The 18,583-nt window shown below is 47.7% G+C and carries 22 protein-coding genes; 16 read left to right on the top strand and 6 right to left on the bottom strand.

What is annotated here, in order from left to right:
- Positions 1–184: 184 nt before the first annotated feature.
- The 13 genes from H4O21_RS08720 (at position 185) to H4O21_RS08780 (ending at position 10,566) form a co-directional block, all read left to right on the top strand.
- Complete coding sequence (locus H4O21_RS08720) at positions 185–601, top strand: rhodanese-like domain-containing protein (protein WP_306667877.1); 417 nt, start codon at positions 185–187, stop codon at positions 599–601.
- 20 nt (positions 602–621) lie between these two features.
- Positions 622–879: a glutaredoxin 3 gene (grxC, locus tag H4O21_RS08725; RefSeq protein WP_182808466.1), complete on the top strand. Its 258-nt coding sequence runs from the start codon at positions 622–624 to the stop codon at positions 877–879.
- A gap of 125 nt (positions 880–1,004) precedes the next feature.
- Entirely contained in the window at positions 1,005–1,472 is a 468-nt protein-coding gene (secB, locus tag H4O21_RS08730) for a protein-export chaperone SecB (protein ID WP_220495573.1), read from the top strand.
- A 4-nt stretch (positions 1,473–1,476) separates the two neighbouring features.
- Positions 1,477–2,202, top strand: coding sequence for a 16S rRNA (uracil(1498)-N(3))-methyltransferase (locus tag H4O21_RS08735; RefSeq protein ID WP_182808468.1), 726 nt, complete (start codon positions 1,477–1,479; stop codon positions 2,200–2,202).
- Between the two features lie 25 nt (positions 2,203–2,227).
- On the top strand, positions 2,228–3,181 hold the full coding sequence (gene gshB / locus H4O21_RS08740; protein WP_182808469.1) for a glutathione synthase: 954 nt from the start codon (positions 2,228–2,230) through the stop codon (positions 3,179–3,181).
- On the top strand, positions 3,150–4,388 hold the full coding sequence (locus H4O21_RS08745) for an energy transducer TonB (RefSeq protein ID WP_182808470.1): 1,239 nt from the start codon (positions 3,150–3,152) through the stop codon (positions 4,386–4,388). Before gshB ends, H4O21_RS08745 begins: the two co-directional genes overlap by 32 nt.
- A 35-nt stretch (positions 4,389–4,423) precedes the next feature.
- Positions 4,424–5,005, top strand: coding sequence for a YqgE/AlgH family protein (locus H4O21_RS08750; protein ID WP_182808471.1), 582 nt, complete (start codon positions 4,424–4,426; stop codon positions 5,003–5,005).
- Positions 5,006–5,455: a Holliday junction resolvase RuvX gene (ruvX, locus tag H4O21_RS08755; protein ID WP_182808472.1), complete on the top strand. Its 450-nt coding sequence runs from the start codon at positions 5,006–5,008 to the stop codon at positions 5,453–5,455.
- Positions 5,456–5,598: 143 nt separating this feature from the next.
- Positions 5,599–6,111: a bifunctional pyr operon transcriptional regulator/uracil phosphoribosyltransferase PyrR gene (gene pyrR, locus H4O21_RS08760; RefSeq protein WP_182808473.1), complete on the top strand. Its 513-nt coding sequence runs from the start codon at positions 5,599–5,601 to the stop codon at positions 6,109–6,111.
- An 83-nt stretch (positions 6,112–6,194) separates the two neighbouring features.
- Complete coding sequence (locus H4O21_RS08765) at positions 6,195–7,226, top strand: aspartate carbamoyltransferase catalytic subunit (protein ID WP_370463914.1); 1,032 nt, start codon at positions 6,195–6,197, stop codon at positions 7,224–7,226.
- The gene (locus tag H4O21_RS08770; RefSeq protein WP_182808474.1) at positions 7,223–8,500 is read left to right on the top strand and encodes a dihydroorotase; all 1,278 of its coding nucleotides are present in this window, start codon (positions 7,223–7,225) and stop codon (positions 8,498–8,500) included. Before H4O21_RS08765 ends, H4O21_RS08770 begins: the two co-directional genes overlap by 4 nt.
- Positions 8,501–8,844: 344 nt before the next feature.
- The gene (locus H4O21_RS08775) at positions 8,845–9,825 is read left to right on the top strand and encodes a chemotaxis protein (protein ID WP_182808475.1); all 981 of its coding nucleotides are present in this window, start codon (positions 8,845–8,847) and stop codon (positions 9,823–9,825) included.
- A 312-nt stretch (positions 9,826–10,137) separates the two neighbouring features.
- On the top strand, positions 10,138–10,566 hold the full coding sequence (locus H4O21_RS08780; protein WP_182808476.1) for a GFA family protein: 429 nt from the start codon (positions 10,138–10,140) through the stop codon (positions 10,564–10,566).
- 67 nt (positions 10,567–10,633) lie between these two features.
- Here the strand turns inward: H4O21_RS08780 and H4O21_RS08785 are convergent, their stop codons facing one another.
- Positions 10,634–10,822, bottom strand: coding sequence for a YjfB family protein (locus H4O21_RS08785; RefSeq protein WP_182808477.1), 189 nt, complete (start codon positions 10,820–10,822; stop codon positions 10,634–10,636).
- A 748-nt stretch (positions 10,823–11,570) separates the two neighbouring features.
- Here H4O21_RS08785 and H4O21_RS08790 point away from each other — a divergent pair.
- Together H4O21_RS08790 and H4O21_RS08795 are read left to right on the top strand one after the other, a co-directional pair.
- A complete protein-coding gene (locus H4O21_RS08790) occupies positions 11,571–11,810 on the top strand; it encodes a DUF2498 family protein (protein ID WP_182808478.1) in 240 nt (79 codons plus the stop codon).
- A 158-nt stretch (positions 11,811–11,968) separates the two neighbouring features.
- Positions 11,969–12,325, top strand: a complete 357-nt coding sequence (locus tag H4O21_RS08795; protein WP_182808479.1) for a DNA-binding protein — start codon at positions 11,969–11,971, stop codon at positions 12,323–12,325.
- Between the two features lie 283 nt (positions 12,326–12,608).
- Here the strand turns inward: H4O21_RS08795 and H4O21_RS08800 are convergent, their stop codons facing one another.
- From H4O21_RS08800 to rsgA, 3 genes are all read right to left on the bottom strand, one after another.
- A complete protein-coding gene (locus H4O21_RS08800) occupies positions 12,609–13,394 on the bottom strand; it encodes a hypothetical protein (protein ID WP_182808480.1) in 786 nt (261 codons plus the stop codon).
- A gap of 8 nt (positions 13,395–13,402) precedes the next feature.
- Positions 13,403–14,431: a hypothetical protein gene (locus H4O21_RS08805; protein WP_182808481.1), complete on the bottom strand. Its 1,029-nt coding sequence runs from the start codon at positions 14,429–14,431 to the stop codon at positions 13,403–13,405.
- Positions 14,432–14,726: 295 nt separating this feature from the next.
- Entirely contained in the window at positions 14,727–15,770 is a 1,044-nt protein-coding gene (gene rsgA / locus H4O21_RS08810) for a ribosome small subunit-dependent GTPase A (protein ID WP_182808482.1), read from the bottom strand.
- Positions 15,771–16,104: 334 nt separating this feature from the next.
- Here rsgA and H4O21_RS08815 point away from each other — a divergent pair, with 334 nt between their 5' ends.
- Positions 16,105–16,740: a hypothetical protein gene (locus tag H4O21_RS08815; protein ID WP_220495574.1), complete on the top strand. Its 636-nt coding sequence runs from the start codon at positions 16,105–16,107 to the stop codon at positions 16,738–16,740.
- A gap of 134 nt (positions 16,741–16,874) precedes the next feature.
- Here H4O21_RS08815 and H4O21_RS08820 read toward each other — a convergent pair whose 3' ends face one another.
- Together H4O21_RS08820 and H4O21_RS08825 are read right to left on the bottom strand one after the other, a co-directional pair.
- Positions 16,875–17,573: a nuclear transport factor 2 family protein gene (locus H4O21_RS08820; RefSeq protein WP_182808484.1), complete on the bottom strand. Its 699-nt coding sequence runs from the start codon at positions 17,571–17,573 to the stop codon at positions 16,875–16,877.
- Positions 17,574–17,635: 62 nt separating this feature from the next.
- Entirely contained in the window at positions 17,636–18,577 is a 942-nt protein-coding gene (locus H4O21_RS08825) for an SDR family NAD(P)-dependent oxidoreductase (RefSeq protein WP_182808485.1), read from the bottom strand.
- Positions 18,578–18,583: the final 6 nt, after the last annotated feature.

Here is an 18,583-nt window from a genome sequence, read left to right on the forward strand (position 1 = left end):
ACACAGGTGCGTCTTTTTCTCCTGCCATGATGAAATCGCTGGATTCAGGACTTGAAACAAAGTGAAAAAGCTCCCATTGAGAACAGATCACATTTTGTTCAGGTTGTGTATACTTACTGGCCGAAAAATCAGGGTGCATTGTTTGCGCTCTGAGCTTCCTGAACCCGGGCGATGAGGAAAGACGTTGGAACAGTATATTGAATTCGCCACCAACAACTGGATGCTGGTGGGTACCTTTGCAATTCTGTTAATTCTTTGGCTGGTATATGAACTACAGAGTGGTACAAAATCTCTCAGTAGTCATGAAGCAACCATGATGGTGAATCGTCAGGATGGTGTATTTCTGGATGTTCGTGACCGTAACGAGTTTAAAAACGGTCACATTGCCGGTGCGGTGAACATATCTCTGGCCAGTCTGAAAGAGAGAACTGGCGAGCTGGAAAAATATAAAGACAAACCTGTGATCGTAGTATGCAAAATGGGCACCTCTGCAGGCACTGCGGTTACCCTGCTGAAACAGGCTGGTTTCGAACAGGCCCGTAATCTGCGCGGTGGTATGAGCCAGTGGCAGAGTGAAAATCTGCCCGTCGTGAAAAAGTAATTAACCGACAGGAAAATGTCATGCAAACCGTCACAGTTTTTAGTAAATCCTGGTGTCCTTTCTGTGTTCGTGCCAAGTATCTGCTGGCCAACAAAGAGGCCAGTGTGAAAGAGATCGATGTTGAGCGCGAACCGGCCCAGCTGGCCGAAATGATTAAGCTCAGCGGTCGTCGCACCGTGCCTCAGATCTGGATTGGAGACACCCACATAGGTGGCTGTGACGATTTGTTTGCACTGGAAGCCTCCGGCAAACTGGACAGTTTACTGGCCGGTGACTAATTACCGGTATCATTGTTTTCAGTATAATAACAACCCATTTTAAGCACCCGGTTAAGACCGGGTGCCTGATCCACTTTCAGACTGTGCAAATGAGGTCTGAAGATAACAACTTTTAAGGAATGATCATGGCTGAAGAACAGAATCAACCTCAGTTTGCCCTGCAGCGTATTTATGTAAAAGACCTGTCTTTTGAAGCACCAAACTCTCCGTTTGTATTCCAGGAAGACTGGACGCCACGTGTAAACCTGGACCTGAACTCCAACAGCCAGCAAGTAGCTGAAAACATGTATGAAGTGGTTGTACACCTCACCGTGACAGTTAGCAACGGCGAAGGCGATGATGCAAAAACCTCTTTCCTGGTAGAAGTTCAGCAAGCAGGTCTGTTCCACATTGATGGCCTGGAAGATGCTCAGCTGCACCACACTCTGGGTGCATTCTGCCCGAACGTACTGTTCCCATATGCCCGTGAAGCGATCGACAGCCTGGTCACTCGTGGCAGCTTCCCTGCACTGATGCTGGCACCAGTTAACTTCGACGCTCTGTATGCAGAAGCGATGCAGCGCCAGGCCGCAGAAGCTCAGGCTGACGCTTAATTATATGGCTGTACCTCGCATCTATACCCGCCAGTTTCTGGCGACCGGGCAGGTTATCGAACTGGATGACGCCGCTGCCCGTCATGTAGGCCTGGTACTGCGTATGAAAGCCGGACAGCCGCTAACTCTCTTTAACGGAGAGGGCGGCTGTTTTTCTGCCATTATTACCCAGTCCAGCAAACGCTCTGTCAGCGTGGAATTAACGAAATTCCATGCCGAAGAGAAAGAATCCCCGCTTAATGTGCATCTGGCCCAATCTATCTCTAAGGGTGACCGGATGGAATATGCCATTCAGAAAGCCACCGAGCTGGGAATTTCTGAAATCACCCCCATCTACAGTGAACATGGCGATATCCGCTTAAAAGCTGAGCGCGCGGAAAAAAAACAGCAGCACTGGCAACAAGTGGCTATCAGTGCCTGTGAGCAATGTCAGCGCAATCATGTCCCCGTTGTCCATGCGCCGGTATCCATTGATCAGTGGTTACAGCAGATCGAAGCCGATCTTAAGCTGGTCTTGCACCACAGAACCGAACGTAAGCTGAGCGGCTATGACAAACCAGATACGATTGCTCTGCTGATCGGTCCGGAAGGAGGCCTGTCAGCTGCTGAAATTGCTCAGGCAGAGCAACAGGGATTTAACGCCCTGGCCCTGGGGCCCCGTGTACTGAGAACAGAAACGGCCCCGGTAGCGGCCATGAGCGTCTTACAATACTGCTGGGGCGACTTCTGAGCGCCCTGATTCAGGAGAGAACAAGATGAGTATCAGACTGGGTGTGGTGATGGACCCTATTGAAGGGATCAACTACAAAAAAGACACCACACTGGCTATGTTGTGGGCAGCACAGGACAGGGGCTGGGAACTGTTTTACATGCGTCAGGATGATCTGTTCCTGCAGCAGGGTAAAGCGATGGCCGTCATGCGTCCGCTGACGGTATTCCGCGACCCGGATCATTTTTATCAACTGGGTGAAGAGCAGATCAGCTCTATGGCAGAGCTGGATACTGTACTGATGCGTAAAGACCCACCGTTTGATACAGAATTTCTCAACGCAACGTACCTGCTGGAACAGGCAGAACGCGAAGGCGTACTGGTGGTTAATAAACCTCAGAGTCTGCGTGACTGTAATGAAAAACTGTTTGCTCAGCAGTTTCCTGAATGCTGCCCACCGACCGTGGTTAGCCGCCGGGAAGATATTCTGCGGGCGTTTCATGCAGAGCATAAAGATGTGATCTTCAAGCCGCTGGATGGCATGGGCGGCACCGGCATTTTCCGGGTACAGGAAGAGGGCGTTAATATGGGTGCGATTCTGGAAACCCTGACTAATATGGGCACCCAGCAGATTATGGCGCAAAAGTATCTGCCGGAAATATCTGAAGGCGATACCCGTATCCTGATGGTTAACGGCGAACCAGTTCCTTACGGTCTGGCACGTATCCCGACTAAAGGCGAGGTACGTGGCAACCTGGCCGCTGGTGGCTCTGGCGTGGGTCGTGCGCTGACAGACCGGGACTACTGGCTGTGTGAGCAGGTGGCTTCCGTAGTGAAAGAAAAAGGCCTGCTGTTTGTTGGTCTGGATGTCATTGGTGGTTACATGACCGAACTGAATGTCACCAGCCCAACCTGTGTCCGGGAACTGAATGATCAGTTTGGTCTGGATATCGCAGGTCAGCTGATGGATGTCATCGCCGAAAAACTGGCAGCACGCTGAATTTTACGGCATGTCTGAACGCCTGCCGGATATGATTACCGGGCTGTCATCGTCGACAGTCCGGCCTCGTTTATCAGACAAAGACCTGACTCACTCACTACCTCCGGTCCCTCACCCGGATAGCCAGGTCACCTCGCAGGACCGACTGGCTTTCACCCTGTTTCTGACTCTGGTCGTTTATTTCCTGCTCTGGGCCGGTATTCCGCTGAACTGGCCGTTGCCACAACCAGATAAAGACCAAAGAGTGGTCAGCAGCCTGCAGATTACTCTGGTACGCACACCATCAGAGCCTGTGACTGAACCGGTTAATTTTGTCGCAGAGCAGGATCAGCAGGGCAGCGGCCAGACCGATATTGAGAAGGAACCGGTACAAGCAATAGAAACAGTCAGGGCCACAGCACCAGCCGCTGAGCAGACATTGCCTGCACATGAGGAATCCTCTGTTCCTCCGGATAAAGTACAGACGGTAGCAGAAGAGCAACCCGAATCATTAAAGACTCCGCCCCGAGCAACAATACCGCCTTCTGTCTCATCGCCGGTAAAAGTCGCACCGGAAAACACTTCCGACTTACCAGAAACGGCAGTCATTACACCGTCGATCCAGGAAATACCCGCAAAAATACCGGCAAAAGTTGAATCTGAAGCCAAGGCGCAGGATAATCAGCCCCCGGTTACTGAAGTACATGCCTCAGAACCGGAAGCTCCTGCAGATGAACCTCAGCAGACTGACACCTTACCCGAAATAAACAGTCTGACCGATGCCCGTGCTCTGTTAGCACGCAGTGTCGAAATTGCCCGTTTAGAAGCGGAGCAGAAAGCACTGGAAGAGCAATACGCCAGACGGCCTAAAGTGCGAACACTGTCCACGGTGACAGCCAGAGCTACAGACGACATCTTCTACCTGCGTCAGTGGCAGGAGAAAATCGAGCGAGTTGGCAATCTGAACTATCCTGAAAAGGTCAGGACACAAAAACTGTCCGGGCGGCTCAGAGTGCTGGTATCCCTGAATAGTGATGGAACGGTCAGAGAGATACAGGTTCTGGAATCTTCGGGACACCCTCTGCTGGATCAGGCGGCAATTGATATTGTTCAACTGTCTGCACCTTTTGCGCCTTTTCCACTGTCGATGCGGGAGCGCACCGATATCCTTGAAATTATCCGTACATGGCAGTTCGGAAATGGCAACTTATTTGGCGAAACAGAGTAAAACACCCTGTTAGCACCACAGAAAAAGGTTAACCGATGAGTAATTTTCAGAGTTTACGTAACCATTTTCTGATTGCGATGCCTCACCTGGAAGATTCCGATTTTTCCGGCACCGTGACATACATCTGTGAACATAATGAAGATGGCGCCCTGGGCATAGTGATCAACAAACCACTGGAGCAGCTGGCTGTACCTGAGCTGTTTGCCCAGCTGGATCTGCCGAACCCTAACAGCGGTCTGAGTGAAGGCCACGAACTGGTTGAGCACATTTATGAAGGCGGTCCGGTACATCATGAGCGGGGTTTTATCCTGCACACCGGGCAAGCCAGCTGGGATTCCAGTATTCAGGTATCGGATGAGGTCGCACTGACCACATCAGTAGATGTACTGGAAGCCATCGCCAATCGTCGCGGTCCTCAGCATACCCTGATAGCCCTGGGTTGTGCAGGCTGGGAAGGCGGTCAGCTGGAACGTGAGATCCAGGAAAACACCTGGCTGACCTGCGAAGCCAGCCTGGCGGTTATTTTCCAGGCTGAAAACAGTCAGCGCCTGCAGGCCGCCGCCGGTTTACTGGGCATTGATATCAATCTGCTCAGCAGTCAGGCTGGTCACGCATAGATGGCAGGCAAACAGACAACAGGACAGAGAACCATTCTGGCTTTTGATTTTGGCACCACTCGCATTGGTGTTGCGGTCGGTCAGGAGATGCTGGGTACTACCAACTCCCTGGCACCGGTTCAGGCTAAAGATGGCATTCCAAACAAAGAGCAACTGCAGAAGCTGATCAGTGAATGGCAACCCGATGCCTTCGTGGTTGGTATTCCTCTGAATATGGATGGCACCGAGAGTGAAATGAGTCGTCGGGCCAGAAAATTTGGCAACCGTCTGTATGGTCAGTATGGTAAACCCTGGTTCGGTATGGATGAACGAGGTACAACTAAACAGGCGAAAGTGATTGCCAGAGATCTGGGCCATAAAGGCAGCTACAAGGACACTCCGGTAGATGGTATTGCTGCCCAGCTGATTCTGGAATCCTGGTTTGCCGAGCAGAGCTCCGCTCAGTCATAATAGCCGATACCGGGGCAGGCTATTCCTGCACTGCCCGTCGGCATAACATGCCCCTTTAATATTTGACTCTTTAATCAGGAGAGCACCAGCATAAAGGGAATGCTGACGGATACCCGAAAAATGGATCAACGTGGGCTGACAGAATGACGCAAATAACCCTCCCTGAAGTGGACCAGCTGATCGCACAGATGGCGCAACAGCTGAAGGATCATATTGCCCGGAACGGGCGTGACAATATTGCCCTGGTGGGTATTCATTCCGGTGGCGTCTGGGTAGCAGAACGCCTGGGTACATTACTGGAACATGACGAAGCGATGGGGATGCTGGATATCTCTTTTTATCGTGATGACTATACCAGGGTTGGCCTGAATCCCAGTGTTAAGCCATCCAGCCTGCCTTTTGATACAGAAGGGCGCCATGTTGTGCTGGTAGACGACGTTGTTATGAGCGGGCGGACCATACGCGCTGCCATGAATGAACTGTTTGATTATGGCCGGCCTGAGTCTGTCACTCTGGTCGCCTTGCTGGATCTGCCTGGCCGGGAGCTGCCGATCCAGCCCGATATCTGTGGTCAGCAATTGACGCTGGCTCCGGGGCAACGCATTAAGCTGACAGGCCCCGATAACCTCAGCCTTGAGCTACAGGAAAGCCCGTAACGGGCGATCTGATTTTTTATGGCCCCCGACCCTGACAGGTTGGGGGTTTCTGTAATAAGCGTGTGACTGGTGAGAATGGCCCGATGACATCGATGACTGATGTACACCCGATCGACCCGAGAAATGTCCAGCTGACCGAAGATGGTAAGCTGCGCCACTTCCTGAGTATTGGCGGTCTGTCTAAGGAAATTCTGGAAGAGATTCTGGATACAGCGGACTCCTTCGTCAACATAGGCGAAAAGTCAGTTAAAAAAGTCCCTCTGCTGAGGGGTAAAACCGTGGTAAACCTGTTCTTTGAAAACAGTACCCGGACTCGCTCAACCTTTGAGCTGGCCGCCCAGCGCCTGTCCGCTGACGTACTGAATCTGGATATCAGTAAGTCAGCAACAGCCAAAGGCGAAACCCTGATGGATACCCTGCAGAACCTGGAAGCGATGGGCAGTGATATGTTCGTGATTCGCCATGCCGATAGCGGGGCACAACATTTTATTGCCAGCCAGGTAACACCGGATGTAGCCATTATTAATGCCGGTGATGGCCGCCATGCTCACCCGACGCAGGCCATGCTGGATATGTACACCATACGCAAGCACAAGGGTGACTTTTCTAAGCTGAAAGTGGCCATTGTGGGTGATATTCTGCACTCTCGGGTAGCACGCTCACAGGTACAGGCTCTGAATATTCTGGGTGCTGAAGAAGTGCGCCTGATCGGCCCTAAAACCCTGCTGCCGGATAACCTGGCAGAGCTGGGCGCTAAGCTGTACACCCGGATGGAAGACGGCCTGAAAGATGTGGATGTAGTCATTATGCTGCGTCTGCAGAAAGAACGTATGGATGGCGCCCTGCTGCCCAGCGAAGGGGAGTTCTACCGCCTGTACGGTCTGACCTCAGAAAAACTGAATTATGCCCGCCCGGATGCCATTGTCATGCATCCAGGCCCGATCAATCGAGGTGTTGAAATTGAGTCCGTGGTCGCTGATGGTCCTCAGTCTCTGATTCTGAACCAGGTAAGCTATGGTATCGCAATCCGTATGGCAGTGATGTCGATGACAGTCAGCGGCCAGATGCAACAAAAGAACCAGCAGGATCAGAATAACGAGGAGGCATCTGCATGAAATTAACCATTTGTGGTGGTCGCCTGATTGATCCGGCACAGAACATTGATGAACTGATCGACATCCATCTGGCTGATGGCCGGGTGCTGGCGCTGGGGCAAGCCCCGGCAGGCTTTAATCCTGAGCGTACTATTCATGCCGAAGGTCTGGTGGTCACACCAGGCTTTATTGATATCGGCGCTCATCTGCGTGAACCCGGCCCCAGCTATAAGGGCAATCTGCGCTCTGAAACCAAAGCTGCACTGTCCGGTGGTTATACCACGATTTGCTGCCGCCCGGATACATCACCTTGCATTGACTCCTCAGCGGTTGCTCAGCAGATTCTCGATAAGGCAGAAGTACTCTCTCAGGCAAAAGTGATGCCTTTGGGTGCTATGACCCAGGGTCTGAAAGGTACTCATCTGAGTAATATGGCCGGCCTTCAGCATACCGGCTGTGTCGCCGTGACTAATATGCGCCAGCCCGTTGAAAGCACTCTGGTACTGCGCCGCTGTCTGGAGTATGCGTCAACATTTGATCTGCGCGTGGTGTTCTATCCGGAAGATCATTGGCTGAAGGCTGATGGCTGCGCTAACGAAGGCGCTCTGGCCAGTCGTCTTGGACTGGGCGGTATTCCGGCTTCGGCCGAAGCGATTGGTCTGGCCCGTGTGCTGCATCTGATTGAAACCACAGGCGTTAAAGCACACTTTGGTATGCTGTCGACGGCCCGTGCTGTTGAAATGATTGCCGATGCCCAGACACGAGGGCTGCCGGTAACGGCTGATGTTGATATGGCTCACCTGATCTATACAGAAGCAGAGATCAATGGCTATAACAGCATGTTCTATGTTGAACCGCCTCTGCGTACCGAAGCCGATCGCGACGCTCTGCGACAGGGTGTAAAAGAGGGTGTACTGAGTGTGATCACCTCAGCCCACCTGCCCCATGAAGAGGCAGCCAAAATGGCACCTTTTGCAGCATCAGAACCTGGCATGGCGACTCTGGAAACCACCCTGTCTCAGGGCCTGACACTGGTAGAAGACGGTTTATTTACTCTGCCACAACTGGTTGAACGCCTGACCTCAGGCCCGGCTCAGGCTCTTGGCCTGACGGCAGGTTCTCTGGCTACCGGGCAACCTGCAGATCTGTGTCTGTTTGATCCTCAGGCTCAATGGCAGGTCAGCCATGACACCCTGTTTACTGCCGGTGAAAACTCACCTCTGATGGATCAGACGGTAAGCGGTCAGGTTAAATACGCGATTGTCGATGGCAAAGTCGCTTTTGAGCGCCAGTGATCTGCAGTTGACCATTTTATCCGGTTAACCTGACAACAGGTCTGATACCGGGCAGACACTCCCATTAGGGGGTGTTTGTCCGTGCAATGGTTAGCACCTTCAGCACCGGCTGAAGGCGTAGTGCCGTTTAAAGTAGATTACAACGTAAGAAAGTGTCAGAAAGTTACTCTTTACATCGCTTTCCCCTTAATTTATCCACATGCTGATGCTATGATCCGATGTGGATAAAATGTCATCAATAGCACATCTTCTCCGGATACCCTGCTTTTTTTGCGACGGTTTATACAACCTATCCGGAGTTATATTTCGTTAATTAATTTCGGGTCATTTACGAGAGGGAGCTTATGAGCGCCGTAACCGAAGATAAGCAGAAAATTCTGTTAGAAAGCGGAACCAACGAGCTGGAGATTATCGAATTTCAGCTGCGTAAGGAACTGCCCGGTGGCGGAGAAAAAATCTCTCACTACGGTATTAACGTCGCCAAAGTCCGGGAAGTGATTCGGGTACCGGAAACAACGGACTACCCAAATCCACAGCCGCATCTGGTTGGTGTATTCTCTCTGCGGGATAATCTGATTCCACTGGTCGATCTGGCGGGTTGGCTGGGTATACGCACCAAAGGCGAATATGAACGTAAAAATGTGATTGTCACTGACTTTAATCGCATGGCTAACGGTTTTCTGGTTGATGGCGTCAGCCGTATTCACCGTATCTCCTGGGCAGAGGTTGAATCTCCGAGCCAGTTCCTGGAAAGTGGCGAACAGGATTGTGTCGTTGCCGTGGTTCGTCGCGAAGATCGTCTGATTATGATTCTGGATTTTGAGAAAATCATCTCAGATATCAATCCGGAACTGAGTATGGAAAAATATGATGTCACCGAAGACCGCAAGGTACTGATTGATGATCGTATGACCGCCAAACGACAGGCTAAAACCCTGCTGGTAGTAGATGACTCTGCCTTTATCCGCAAGTTGATTGAAACCACATTACGTACCTCAGGCTACAACGTAATTGCCGCAAAAGATGGTCTCGATGCCTGGGAAATTCTGACAGAGTTTGAACACGTAGCAGAAGACGAGAACCTGCCGGTATCCGATCTGGTTAGTATGATTATTACCGATGTGGAAATGCCACGTATGGACGGTATGCATCTGGTAAAACGACTGAGAGCCAGTAAGACCTATAGCACTATTCCTATTATGATGTTTTCCTCTATTATGAGTGATGATAACAGACAAAAAGCGATGGATCTTGGTGCTAATGACACCATGACCAAACCGGAAATTGGAAAATTAGTCGGAAAAACGGATGAATTCCTGTTATAAATAACAAAGAACAGAATAAAAAAACCAACGAACCCGACATACGGGTCATTTGCACCATGCAGTAGCTTCAATCGCCTTCAGCGCCCGGCATCATGCCGGGTGTTGTCGTTTTAAGCATTAATTCTGTTCAGACGACCATTAAACCTTTTCACTTGCCCTGATCCTCAGATTCTTTTCTCATAATACGCCTTAAGTACCTGAACAACATTCTCTGCAGCTGCGGTGCTCTCCATCCAACAGGCTGAGTATCACAACCGGTTTATTCAGGTGTATATCACAGGATTTAATCTCAACTCAGATCAGGAATATCTTATGAGTACTCCCCCCGCTCAGGACATATTGCTTACCGGTTCATGCCTCTGTGGCAACATTCGTTATGAAGTCAGTAAAATCCATCACCGTATGGCCCACTGCCACTGTACGATGTGCCGCAAATTTCATGGTGCAGCCTTTTCGACTTATACAGAAGCCAGATGTGAGCATTTTCGCTGGGTACAGGGGGAAAGTAATCTGAAGACCTATCAGGCCCCCAACGGCACCAGGCGTCAGTTCTGTGAACAATGCGGCTCCAGTATGACCTTCAGCGCCTCTGATGCGGATAGCTCAGTGATTGAGTTTGCCAGCGCTACTCTGGACACTCCGGTCGACTTGCACCCGGATGCACACATCTACACCGAGAGCCGTGTCAGCTGGTTTCAAATTAACGATGGCTTACCAGAATATAAAGCAGGCAGGGAATAGTGCCTTAAAGTAATCGGGATGCGAAGTTAAAAAAGGAAGGTTACCCTTCCTTTTTCTGATTGGAGTATCAGGCGGTGACGTTGATATTGTTACCCAGATGAGGCTCAACAGATGGTTGTACCTGGGCCACAGAGCCCAGCAGAGTCTCAACGGTACTTTTCTGCGTATCCTGAATAGACTTCACTAATGCCGCCTGTACACCCAGCATGGCATTACTCTGCCCCATGCTCATTGCAATATTACCGATAGCATCCATTTTAACTTTCCTCTTCGATTAAATATGATCTTTTAACTTACGGCTGATTGATGATTAACTGAAGGCCGATCAGGCATCGAAATGTTGCAGTTTGTTCTTCAGGTAGTGTAAGGGCTAATAACCTGCTGAAAAATAAGATCAATTTTTTTCCTGTGGTTTCACTACCCGCCTTAGTTGCACTCTGAATAACCAGTAGATTCACACAGAAGCAAGATTTCTGACGGGCAAAATGGCATCAGAATTAGAACATGCTAAAATTGTAACGTAATGCAATATTTTCTTGTATGCTTTCAATTTAAAATGTATATAATAAGAATGTAAAAGTCAGGATAGTTCAGAAAGGATGAGCGGCATCAACATATTATTTTTAATTAAATAGTTATTCAGTAGGCCAGAAAATGACTATAAAAAAAATAAATATGAATATAAAAATATATAAAAATAGAAATAATGCGATAAACATAATCCCTGATATGCTTTTTAAAAAAAGCAACCATATACAGTCACTACCTCCTTTTTCTGACATAAACAAACATCTTGACTCAGATTGTTATATCTACTGGGCAGACCTTGGGGAAAACTTCCATATCGGATTCAACTCCACAGAGGAGCTGGCCGAAATATTAATCAAAAACTCAGATTTAATAAATAAAATAAGCAAAAAAGCGGAAGAGTCCTGCTAAAAAATATTATAATCTGAAAAACTCTATCAGTTTGAAAACGGAATGATATTTAAAAGACAAACGTTATGATTAAGCTTGTACTATCAGAAGCTGACATTATAGATCGGGCCAATACAGAGCTGGCATCATTTCCTGGCTACATCAAAGGAATGAAGATCGAAAGTGCTCGAATGGATGGCAATATGCTAGTTATTGGAGGCCAGTGTTTCATGAGCAATGGCAAACCAACAGATAAAACCCAGAAAGCGCTGGAAGTGTATAATAAATTCGCAGAGAATTTTGTGCAGAACTATACATTATACTGAAAAACTTTATTTATAGTGCCAGATAGACAATAAAGCTCTCTGATCAAATTACAGATAAAGTGATCTGAATCAATACTCCCAGACCAGTGACTCTGGAAAAACAAGCCAAAATGTATTATACATACTTTTTATATGTTCAAAATATAAAAACAACCTGAATGACTGTTAAATCTAACCTGAAAGTCGAAATAGTTGCTGAAAACCCATTCCCTGCCAGCAATTCAGATAAACAGATGGAAACCACAAATGAGTCTCCATCAACACCTGTGTCTGTGGTAAAGGTATGGCAACAGGAAGACCTGCTCGAAGGATTAGATATACCTGAAAATCTGAAAAAAGCAATCCAGTCTTCTTTAGATCGTATATGGCTGACGGCCAATAGGTTAGCTTCATCTGAAGTAGCCAAACTGGAACAGCAAGTTGCTGACCTGCAAGAAGAACTGGCAGAAGCTCATAAGAAGAACGCAGAAGTAAGAAAAGAGCTTTCAGACATACTAGCACTAATAAAACCTTAATATAGCACTATACCCCTTATTAATTACCCAAAATCAAAAAGCATTACCTCTTAAAAAATCTTATCCGCATTCACACCTGTATAGCTTATTTAATACGCGAAGACCTCTGTAATCTATTGTTTTAAGTACTCCTTGGTAAGAACCGCACACTCTCCTGTAATTTATATTTATGATCTCAAAAGCCATTTACTGAGCACATCTAATATACATTAAAATTACCAACGCTATTGCATGATAACGTTGGTGATTTCGAAATTGGTGCTTTTGGACAGAAGCGTCAATTTTAAGCTGAGCTTTCTTTTCTAGAGTGCTTAGATTTGAGATGTTCCATGCAAAAATTATGTGCATAACCAATAATTAGGTCGATTGCTTCATCGATGTCAGTAATAGCGCTCTTTGGCTCTGTCCAGCCCATGTCACCGTGGCGTGCAAAAGGTCCCAGTAGAGGAGAGTTATTGCATGCGGCTTTGAACTCGTCTATACGCTTAGAGTCGCCTAGTTTACTTTCGTCGTAGCCATTACTCTTCGAATGAAATTTAACACTGTCGTGAATTTTGTACAGTGTCCCCCATGTCATGATCTTTTCTAGAGAGTTATTGGTTGATATCAGCCCTACCAAAAAAACCAAAGAACGGAGAGCTTCATCTTTCTTGCATATATTTAGTATTCGTGAGTGGAGTCTCCCTTTGGCTGGAAACACAGGGTGCTCTAATAGGTCTATGTTTTCATCAGAACTAAACGGATTTCTTTCAATGTTGGATGCATGAACATTATGACGGGATTCTCCATTACATTTGAAAAAGTAAGTGAATTCCACAGGAATAAAGCTGTTATCGTTCCACGATAATCTTAAAGCCCCATTTAAAAGTATCTGGAGGCTGAAGAGACGACATGCAACATCTTCAGGATCATCGAGCTCATCTATATGATATGAGTATGCGAAGAACTGCATTCCCATATGATCATCCTCATATGATAGCCCTAAGTCATTCCCCCAAAACTCTTGTGTAAGACTTGGGTAATAACTCCCTGCAGAAACGCCGATTTCCCATTTGTGTTCTGATAACATTTATCATCCTAAATATTTTGTTTGTTAGCCTTTAACTGTTTGTATAAATCTTTCATATCCGGATTGGCTAGTTCAAATAAGCTCTTGTTTAAGGTCTGCGTAAAAGCATCAGTAAAATGTTCTAGCGTGGCTAATTCATGTAATGAAAGTGAAAATTTTTCTCCCTCGGTAAAATTAAAGAAAGAGCTTTGAAATTCCTCACAAAACTGTGCCAGCTCTTTCGGGACAGTGGTAACACCATGAATAAAACAGTTCCGAATGAGAGAAATCCCTCCTAATGTCTTTGCAATGTCGTTATAGTTATATATTCCTTTATAAAAAGAAGGGATCTGAATTCCAGTTTTACTGATAAAGTTTTTGAAAACTTTATCCAACCCAATGTATAGTTTTTTTCTATGCCAAGATTCTAACCGTTCATCCCAAGCTGTCTTCCATGCAATAGACTTATCATGACTTTGATCTCTTTCACGATAAAGCTTTCGTATTTCTTTAAAATCATCCCCTCTGCATATTTCAAGTGGGTTTGACTTTAAGTATTCCCTAAACATATTAAAAATGAACTCTTCAAGACATGAGTACATATTGCAAAACGCCCATGCGGCCAGCATCGGAATGGAGCTTGAGTGAACCTCGGCAGCCATGTTTCCATCCCATACCCTGACATTAGTTAGCTCTGGGCCTGAACCATCCTTGCGATTTCTAATTCCTTGCACCGCAAAGCTTAACCCCTTTTTTTTCCATTCTGGATCTGAATATTTATCCTCAGCAACATGAAGACCATTGATAGTTACAGCCCATCTCAAGAAGATACTATGGAATACACCACCAAACTCCATGACTACTTCATTGATTTCCTGAATCCACTTTGCCTCTTCATCAGTAACCACGAATTCAATCCATTTTAAATTTTCCAATGTAAGTGCGCCTGGGGTCATGATTGGAACTGATTCACGCTCGATGAAGTTTAATTCTGTCCATGAAGTTTGATCGGGCATAATTATCTCGCTTATATATGGAGGCTCATTCAGATCTAGCATCTTATTCATCCACCGCTGTAAGTTTCTGAAGTTTACAGGGGGTACCTATTTTACAAGCCCGTCCTAAAATTAGTCAGCCTTAAACCAAGGAATTCTAACTTAAATAGCTGATGCTATTACCTAAAAGCGTTGCTAAAAATAACGCCATAACCATATGATTAATAAAGAATTAATCAATCATATGCGACAATAAACAACGCTTTCAGACTTTTTTCACCTGAAAGCGTTGGTATATTTTCCCCTTGGATTAATTGCGCTATTGGGTTCTATTGATCAAAAAACGATCAATAAAAACCTACCACTTTCCATTCTGGCGCTTTTTATCAGCCATCACTGAACGCACCATACGGCCAAAAGCCCGGTCTTTGGCCCGTAGTTCTGCGATAGTTGCACCATTAATCGCTTGTTCTCGCATCAGTTTGTGATAGTTATTCAGGCGGCGCTGTTCCAGTTCGCCTCTCTCGATAGCTTCTGTTACCGTGCAACCCGGTTCACTCTGATGCTGACAGTCACTATAGCGACAGTGTTCAGCCAGAGCCGATATGTCGGAGAAGGTTTCTTCAATGCCCTGTTCACAATATGCCAACTGTAACTCTCGCATACCCGGTGTATCCATCAGGATTCCGCCTGATGGCATCATGTGTAAAGAACGGCCTGTTGTAGTATGTCGACCCTTGCTGTCTGCTTCCCGAATGCTGCCGGTATCGTTGGTGTTCTGCCCCAGCAGAGTATTGATCAGGGTAGATTTACCAACTCCGGATGAACCTAATAGCGCTACGGTTTGCCCACTACGACACCAGGATTCCAGTACTTCTGTACTGCTGGCATCCAGTCCGTTAACAGCTTCTGCCATCAACAGCGGATCAAGGCCCTGTACCTGACGAACGAAGCTTTGCGGATCATCACAACAATCTGCCCGTGTTAATACGATAACGGCTTCGGCACCGGCATCCCGAACCATTGCCAGATAGCGTTCAATACGGTTCAGATTGAAATTGTTATTCAGGGCGCACACGATAAAAACGGTGTCCAGATTGGCTGCAATCATCTGTTCTGCCACCCGGCTGCCAGCTGCTTTACGGGAAAACAGAGATAAGCGATCCAGTGAACGATAGAAGTGATCATTATGGTCAATGAGTAACCAATCACCCACTGTCAGTGCAGGCATAGCGGGTGTCAATGCCAGTTTCTTTGTACCTTGCTCAGTAAAGAGTTCAAGCTGAGAGCGATGTTGCGCCGATACACGGACAATCTGATACTGATTCCATTCATCCAGAGTCAGTTGTTGTTGAAAAAAAGCGGACCAGCCCAGCTGGTTAAGGGAGTAATGCGTAGTCATAAGAACCCCTGACGTGCGAGACGCCATCAATACGGATCAGGGGCGAATAGATGCCCCGGTTATAAACCGGGCAGAGAACCTGTTATTGGTTCAGCTTACTGCCCGGAAGGTTCTGACTACAATCATGAGTGCCCTCCAGCGCGAAATTCAGATGGTTTAAAACAGATTTAACAGCTCGCTAATGTATCAGACACTTCTGCACTGTCAAGCGACCGCCTGGTCTTAACCTGTCGCTGGTTAAAAATTAATCAGAATGGCTAATGGGGTAGTCAGCAGCTTTCCCCTAAAGTTAAAGTGATGACACAACGATGACAGGATAATGCGTCAGGAGGCGATGATGACAATCAGAACAATGCTTTCAACAACTGCCTTCTGCGCTATGGCAGGTTTCTGGCTCCCGGCATCATCCGCAGAACTGCAGATCTACCAACAGGATCAGCAGAACAACCGGTCTGTATCCTCAGTGTTATACGACCCGGAGCAGTCACAGACCAGGCTGATGGCCATCAGTGAACGCTGGCACCTGAAATGCGTTAAGTTACCGGATAATTATCAGAGCGCTATCAAACGCTGTGAACTGGACCCGACCAATGGTGTTAAAGAAGCGGGTGACCGCCATTATCGCCTGCTTAACGGTGTAAAAGTCGAGCTGTGGAATATTTATGATCCTTATCGGGATCTGCACCCGGATGTCTCTGTGCGGATAAAAGGGGTAATATTCAACAAAAAGATGGTGATAGAGGTTGGTGATAAGCGCTTTGAAAAACAGGCCAGAAACCAGCAACATGGCTACGAATGGTACTCATCTGAAGCCGGTGAAATTGTGCAGTATCTGCTGAACTATCCTCACCTGAAGTACGAATATGATCTGTTTGCCCGCCATATCAACCGCAGCTATCAGAGCCTGGAAGGTTTCCGCGAAGTATGGGATTTCGCCGTAAAGTTTACCGGCTTTAATCCCCTGCTATGATGTGCAGATTTCTGTCCAGAATAAAGAAGCAGGGGAATGCCATCTGTTCTGCTAAAGCCTGATCAAACCTGTCAGATGAACCTGTATAGCTGAACGAATATATCAGTGCCTGTAAGCAAGGTTATAACCCGCGTTTAACGCTGGCTGTCCCGTGCAATTTTATGCCTGATCCAGGTTAACAAACGCCCCAGCAGTGGTAATTTCTCATAGAAATGCTCCCCGGCATCCCAGTAGTCGGTATGTCGGATCACCCGTTGATCCGGTGTCATATCGATCTCGCTGACACCTGAAAAACACCAGTGACCAATCAGCTTCAGCTCTCCCTCAAAATGCCACTTCACCAGCCAGCGCTGATAATCCGGCTGCTCAGGAGGTTCTGTAGCGGCACTTTCAATACCCGATAATCCGCTGAAGGGCTCAGACAAACTGACACTCTCCACAGAAAACCGGGCTTGCTGTACGTTGTGATGGAAGTGATTCAGCAATCGGCACAGAGCCGCCTGACCATGAATCTGCTGAAAGGGGTCTTTAAAGGTGACATCAGGGTGCACCCGATCCGAGATCTGTTCAATACTTAATTCGCCACTATATGCCGTCCCCTGGAATAGCTGAAAATACTGATCCAGTTGTTCTATGGGATCGGCACAGCCTGTCGATTCTCTGGCCCGCGTCACACGTTGCGGTAAACGGCTGACGTTACGGGCCTGTTGAGATGGCCGGAAGGACGGGTTCTGCGATAGGCTTTGACCGGAGGCGGTGACTTTCCGGGTAACCGATTTTGCTGTTTTCTCGTCGGTCATAATATCAGCTGTACTGTCTGTATCGGGCATCATGGCTTTATTCCTGTCGGATCGCGTCGTTAGTTCCGTTTTACCCTGTGCCGGTAAATATCCGGTTAAGGCGTCTCTTTCCCTGAATGCTGAGGCGTTGCTTCATCCGGAATGACCGAAGCCTGTCCTGTACTCCGATTGATCAGAGGGAAAAACAAGCGATCCGGCAGCCATTTCAGCAGGCTCATAACCATAGCCATCCGCGTTGGAAACACAATTTCAAAACGTTTGCTGTTCAGACCTTTTATAATGTCATTGGCCGCCTGTTCAGCACTGATCAGAAAAGGCATAGCAAAATCATTTTTATCCGTCAGCGGAGTCTGCACAAATCCCGGATTAATCAGGCGAATATCCAGTTCAGTGTGGCACAACTCCGCCCTTAAAGACTCGGCCATATTGATCATTGCAGCCTTGGTTGCTCCATACGCACTGGCGGTTGGTAAACCACGATACCCGGCCACAGATGCCACCAGAGCGATCTGTCCTTTAATTGTTCTGGTATCTGGCGCTATCCTTGTCGTATCTGGTCCTGTCGTTTGCACTGCCTGTTCAACAGGTAGTGGCCTGGTCTTCAGGTACAAAGGCAGTACTTCTTCCAGAATAAATCCCGCGCCGATCAGATTGACCTGCACCAGTTGCTGCAAGGTTTCAGCACTGAACTGATGAGCAGGAAAAGGTTTATGAGTACCTGCATTCAGAATAATCCGATCCGGTAAGCCTTCACTTACCAGCAGCTGCTGTACACTCTGTCGAACCTGAGTCTGATCCGTAATATCGCAGGGCAGCACCACGATCCGCCCGGTAACAGCATTGTCATTACCTGATAAGGCAGACTGATATTTTATATCCGCCTGTTCACGAACCGCTTCCAGCGCCTGCTGATTACGTGCGCTGATCACGACCGTATGGCCTTCCTGAACCCAGGCCAGTGCCAGGCTTTTACCTATGCCCTGACTGGCGCCGGTAATCCAGATCAGTTCCCGTTGTTGTGCCTGTGGTGTCGTCATAATGAG

This window comes from Oceanospirillum sediminis (assembly GCF_014164585.1).
GTDB classification, from domain to species: Bacteria; Pseudomonadota; Gammaproteobacteria; order Pseudomonadales; family Halomonadaceae; genus Oceanospirillum; species Oceanospirillum sediminis.

Bases quoted from the DNA above. Each gene is read 5' to 3' on its own strand.
- ruvX (WP_182808472.1), top strand. From the start codon at position 5,006: ATGGCAGGCAAACAGACAACAGGACAGAGAACCATTCTGGCTTTTGAT.
- H4O21_RS08825 (WP_182808485.1), bottom strand. From the start codon at position 18,577: ATGACGACACCACAGGCACAACAACGGGAACTGATCTGGATTACCGGC.
- H4O21_RS08795 (WP_182808479.1), top strand. From the start codon at position 11,969: ATGACTGTTAAATCTAACCTGAAAGTCGAAATAGTTGCTGAAAACCCA.
- H4O21_RS08775 (WP_182808475.1), top strand. From the start codon at position 8,845: ATGAGCGCCGTAACCGAAGATAAGCAGAAAATTCTGTTAGAAAGCGGA.
- H4O21_RS08785 (WP_182808477.1), bottom strand. From the start codon at position 10,822: ATGGATGCTATCGGTAATATTGCAATGAGCATGGGGCAGAGTAATGCC.
- H4O21_RS08765 (WP_370463914.1), top strand. From the start codon at position 6,195: ATGACATCGATGACTGATGTACACCCGATCGACCCGAGAAATGTCCAG.
- H4O21_RS08805 (WP_182808481.1), bottom strand. From the start codon at position 14,431: ATGCTAGATCTGAATGAGCCTCCATATATAAGCGAGATAATTATGCCC.
- H4O21_RS08750 (WP_182808471.1), top strand. From the start codon at position 4,424: ATGAGTAATTTTCAGAGTTTACGTAACCATTTTCTGATTGCGATGCCT.
- H4O21_RS08800 (WP_182808480.1), bottom strand. From the start codon at position 13,394: ATGTTATCAGAACACAAATGGGAAATCGGCGTTTCTGCAGGGAGTTAT.
- grxC (WP_182808466.1), top strand. From the start codon at position 622: ATGCAAACCGTCACAGTTTTTAGTAAATCCTGGTGTCCTTTCTGTGTT.
- H4O21_RS08770 (WP_182808474.1), top strand. From the start codon at position 7,223: ATGAAATTAACCATTTGTGGTGGTCGCCTGATTGATCCGGCACAGAAC.
- rsgA (WP_182808482.1), bottom strand. From the start codon at position 15,770: ATGACTACGCATTACTCCCTTAACCAGCTGGGCTGGTCCGCTTTTTTT.
- gshB (WP_182808469.1), top strand. From the start codon at position 2,228: ATGAGTATCAGACTGGGTGTGGTGATGGACCCTATTGAAGGGATCAAC.
- H4O21_RS08815 (WP_220495574.1), top strand. From the start codon at position 16,105: ATGATGACAATCAGAACAATGCTTTCAACAACTGCCTTCTGCGCTATG.
- H4O21_RS08735 (WP_182808468.1), top strand. From the start codon at position 1,477: ATGGCTGTACCTCGCATCTATACCCGCCAGTTTCTGGCGACCGGGCAG.
- H4O21_RS08780 (WP_182808476.1), top strand. From the start codon at position 10,138: ATGAGTACTCCCCCCGCTCAGGACATATTGCTTACCGGTTCATGCCTC.
- pyrR (WP_182808473.1), top strand. From the start codon at position 5,599: ATGACGCAAATAACCCTCCCTGAAGTGGACCAGCTGATCGCACAGATG.
- secB (WP_220495573.1), top strand. From the start codon at position 1,005: ATGGCTGAAGAACAGAATCAACCTCAGTTTGCCCTGCAGCGTATTTAT.
- H4O21_RS08790 (WP_182808478.1), top strand. From the start codon at position 11,571: ATGATTAAGCTTGTACTATCAGAAGCTGACATTATAGATCGGGCCAAT.
- H4O21_RS08745 (WP_182808470.1), top strand. From the start codon at position 3,150: ATGTCATCGCCGAAAAACTGGCAGCACGCTGAATTTTACGGCATGTCT.
- H4O21_RS08820 (WP_182808484.1), bottom strand. From the start codon at position 17,573: ATGATGCCCGATACAGACAGTACAGCTGATATTATGACCGACGAGAAA.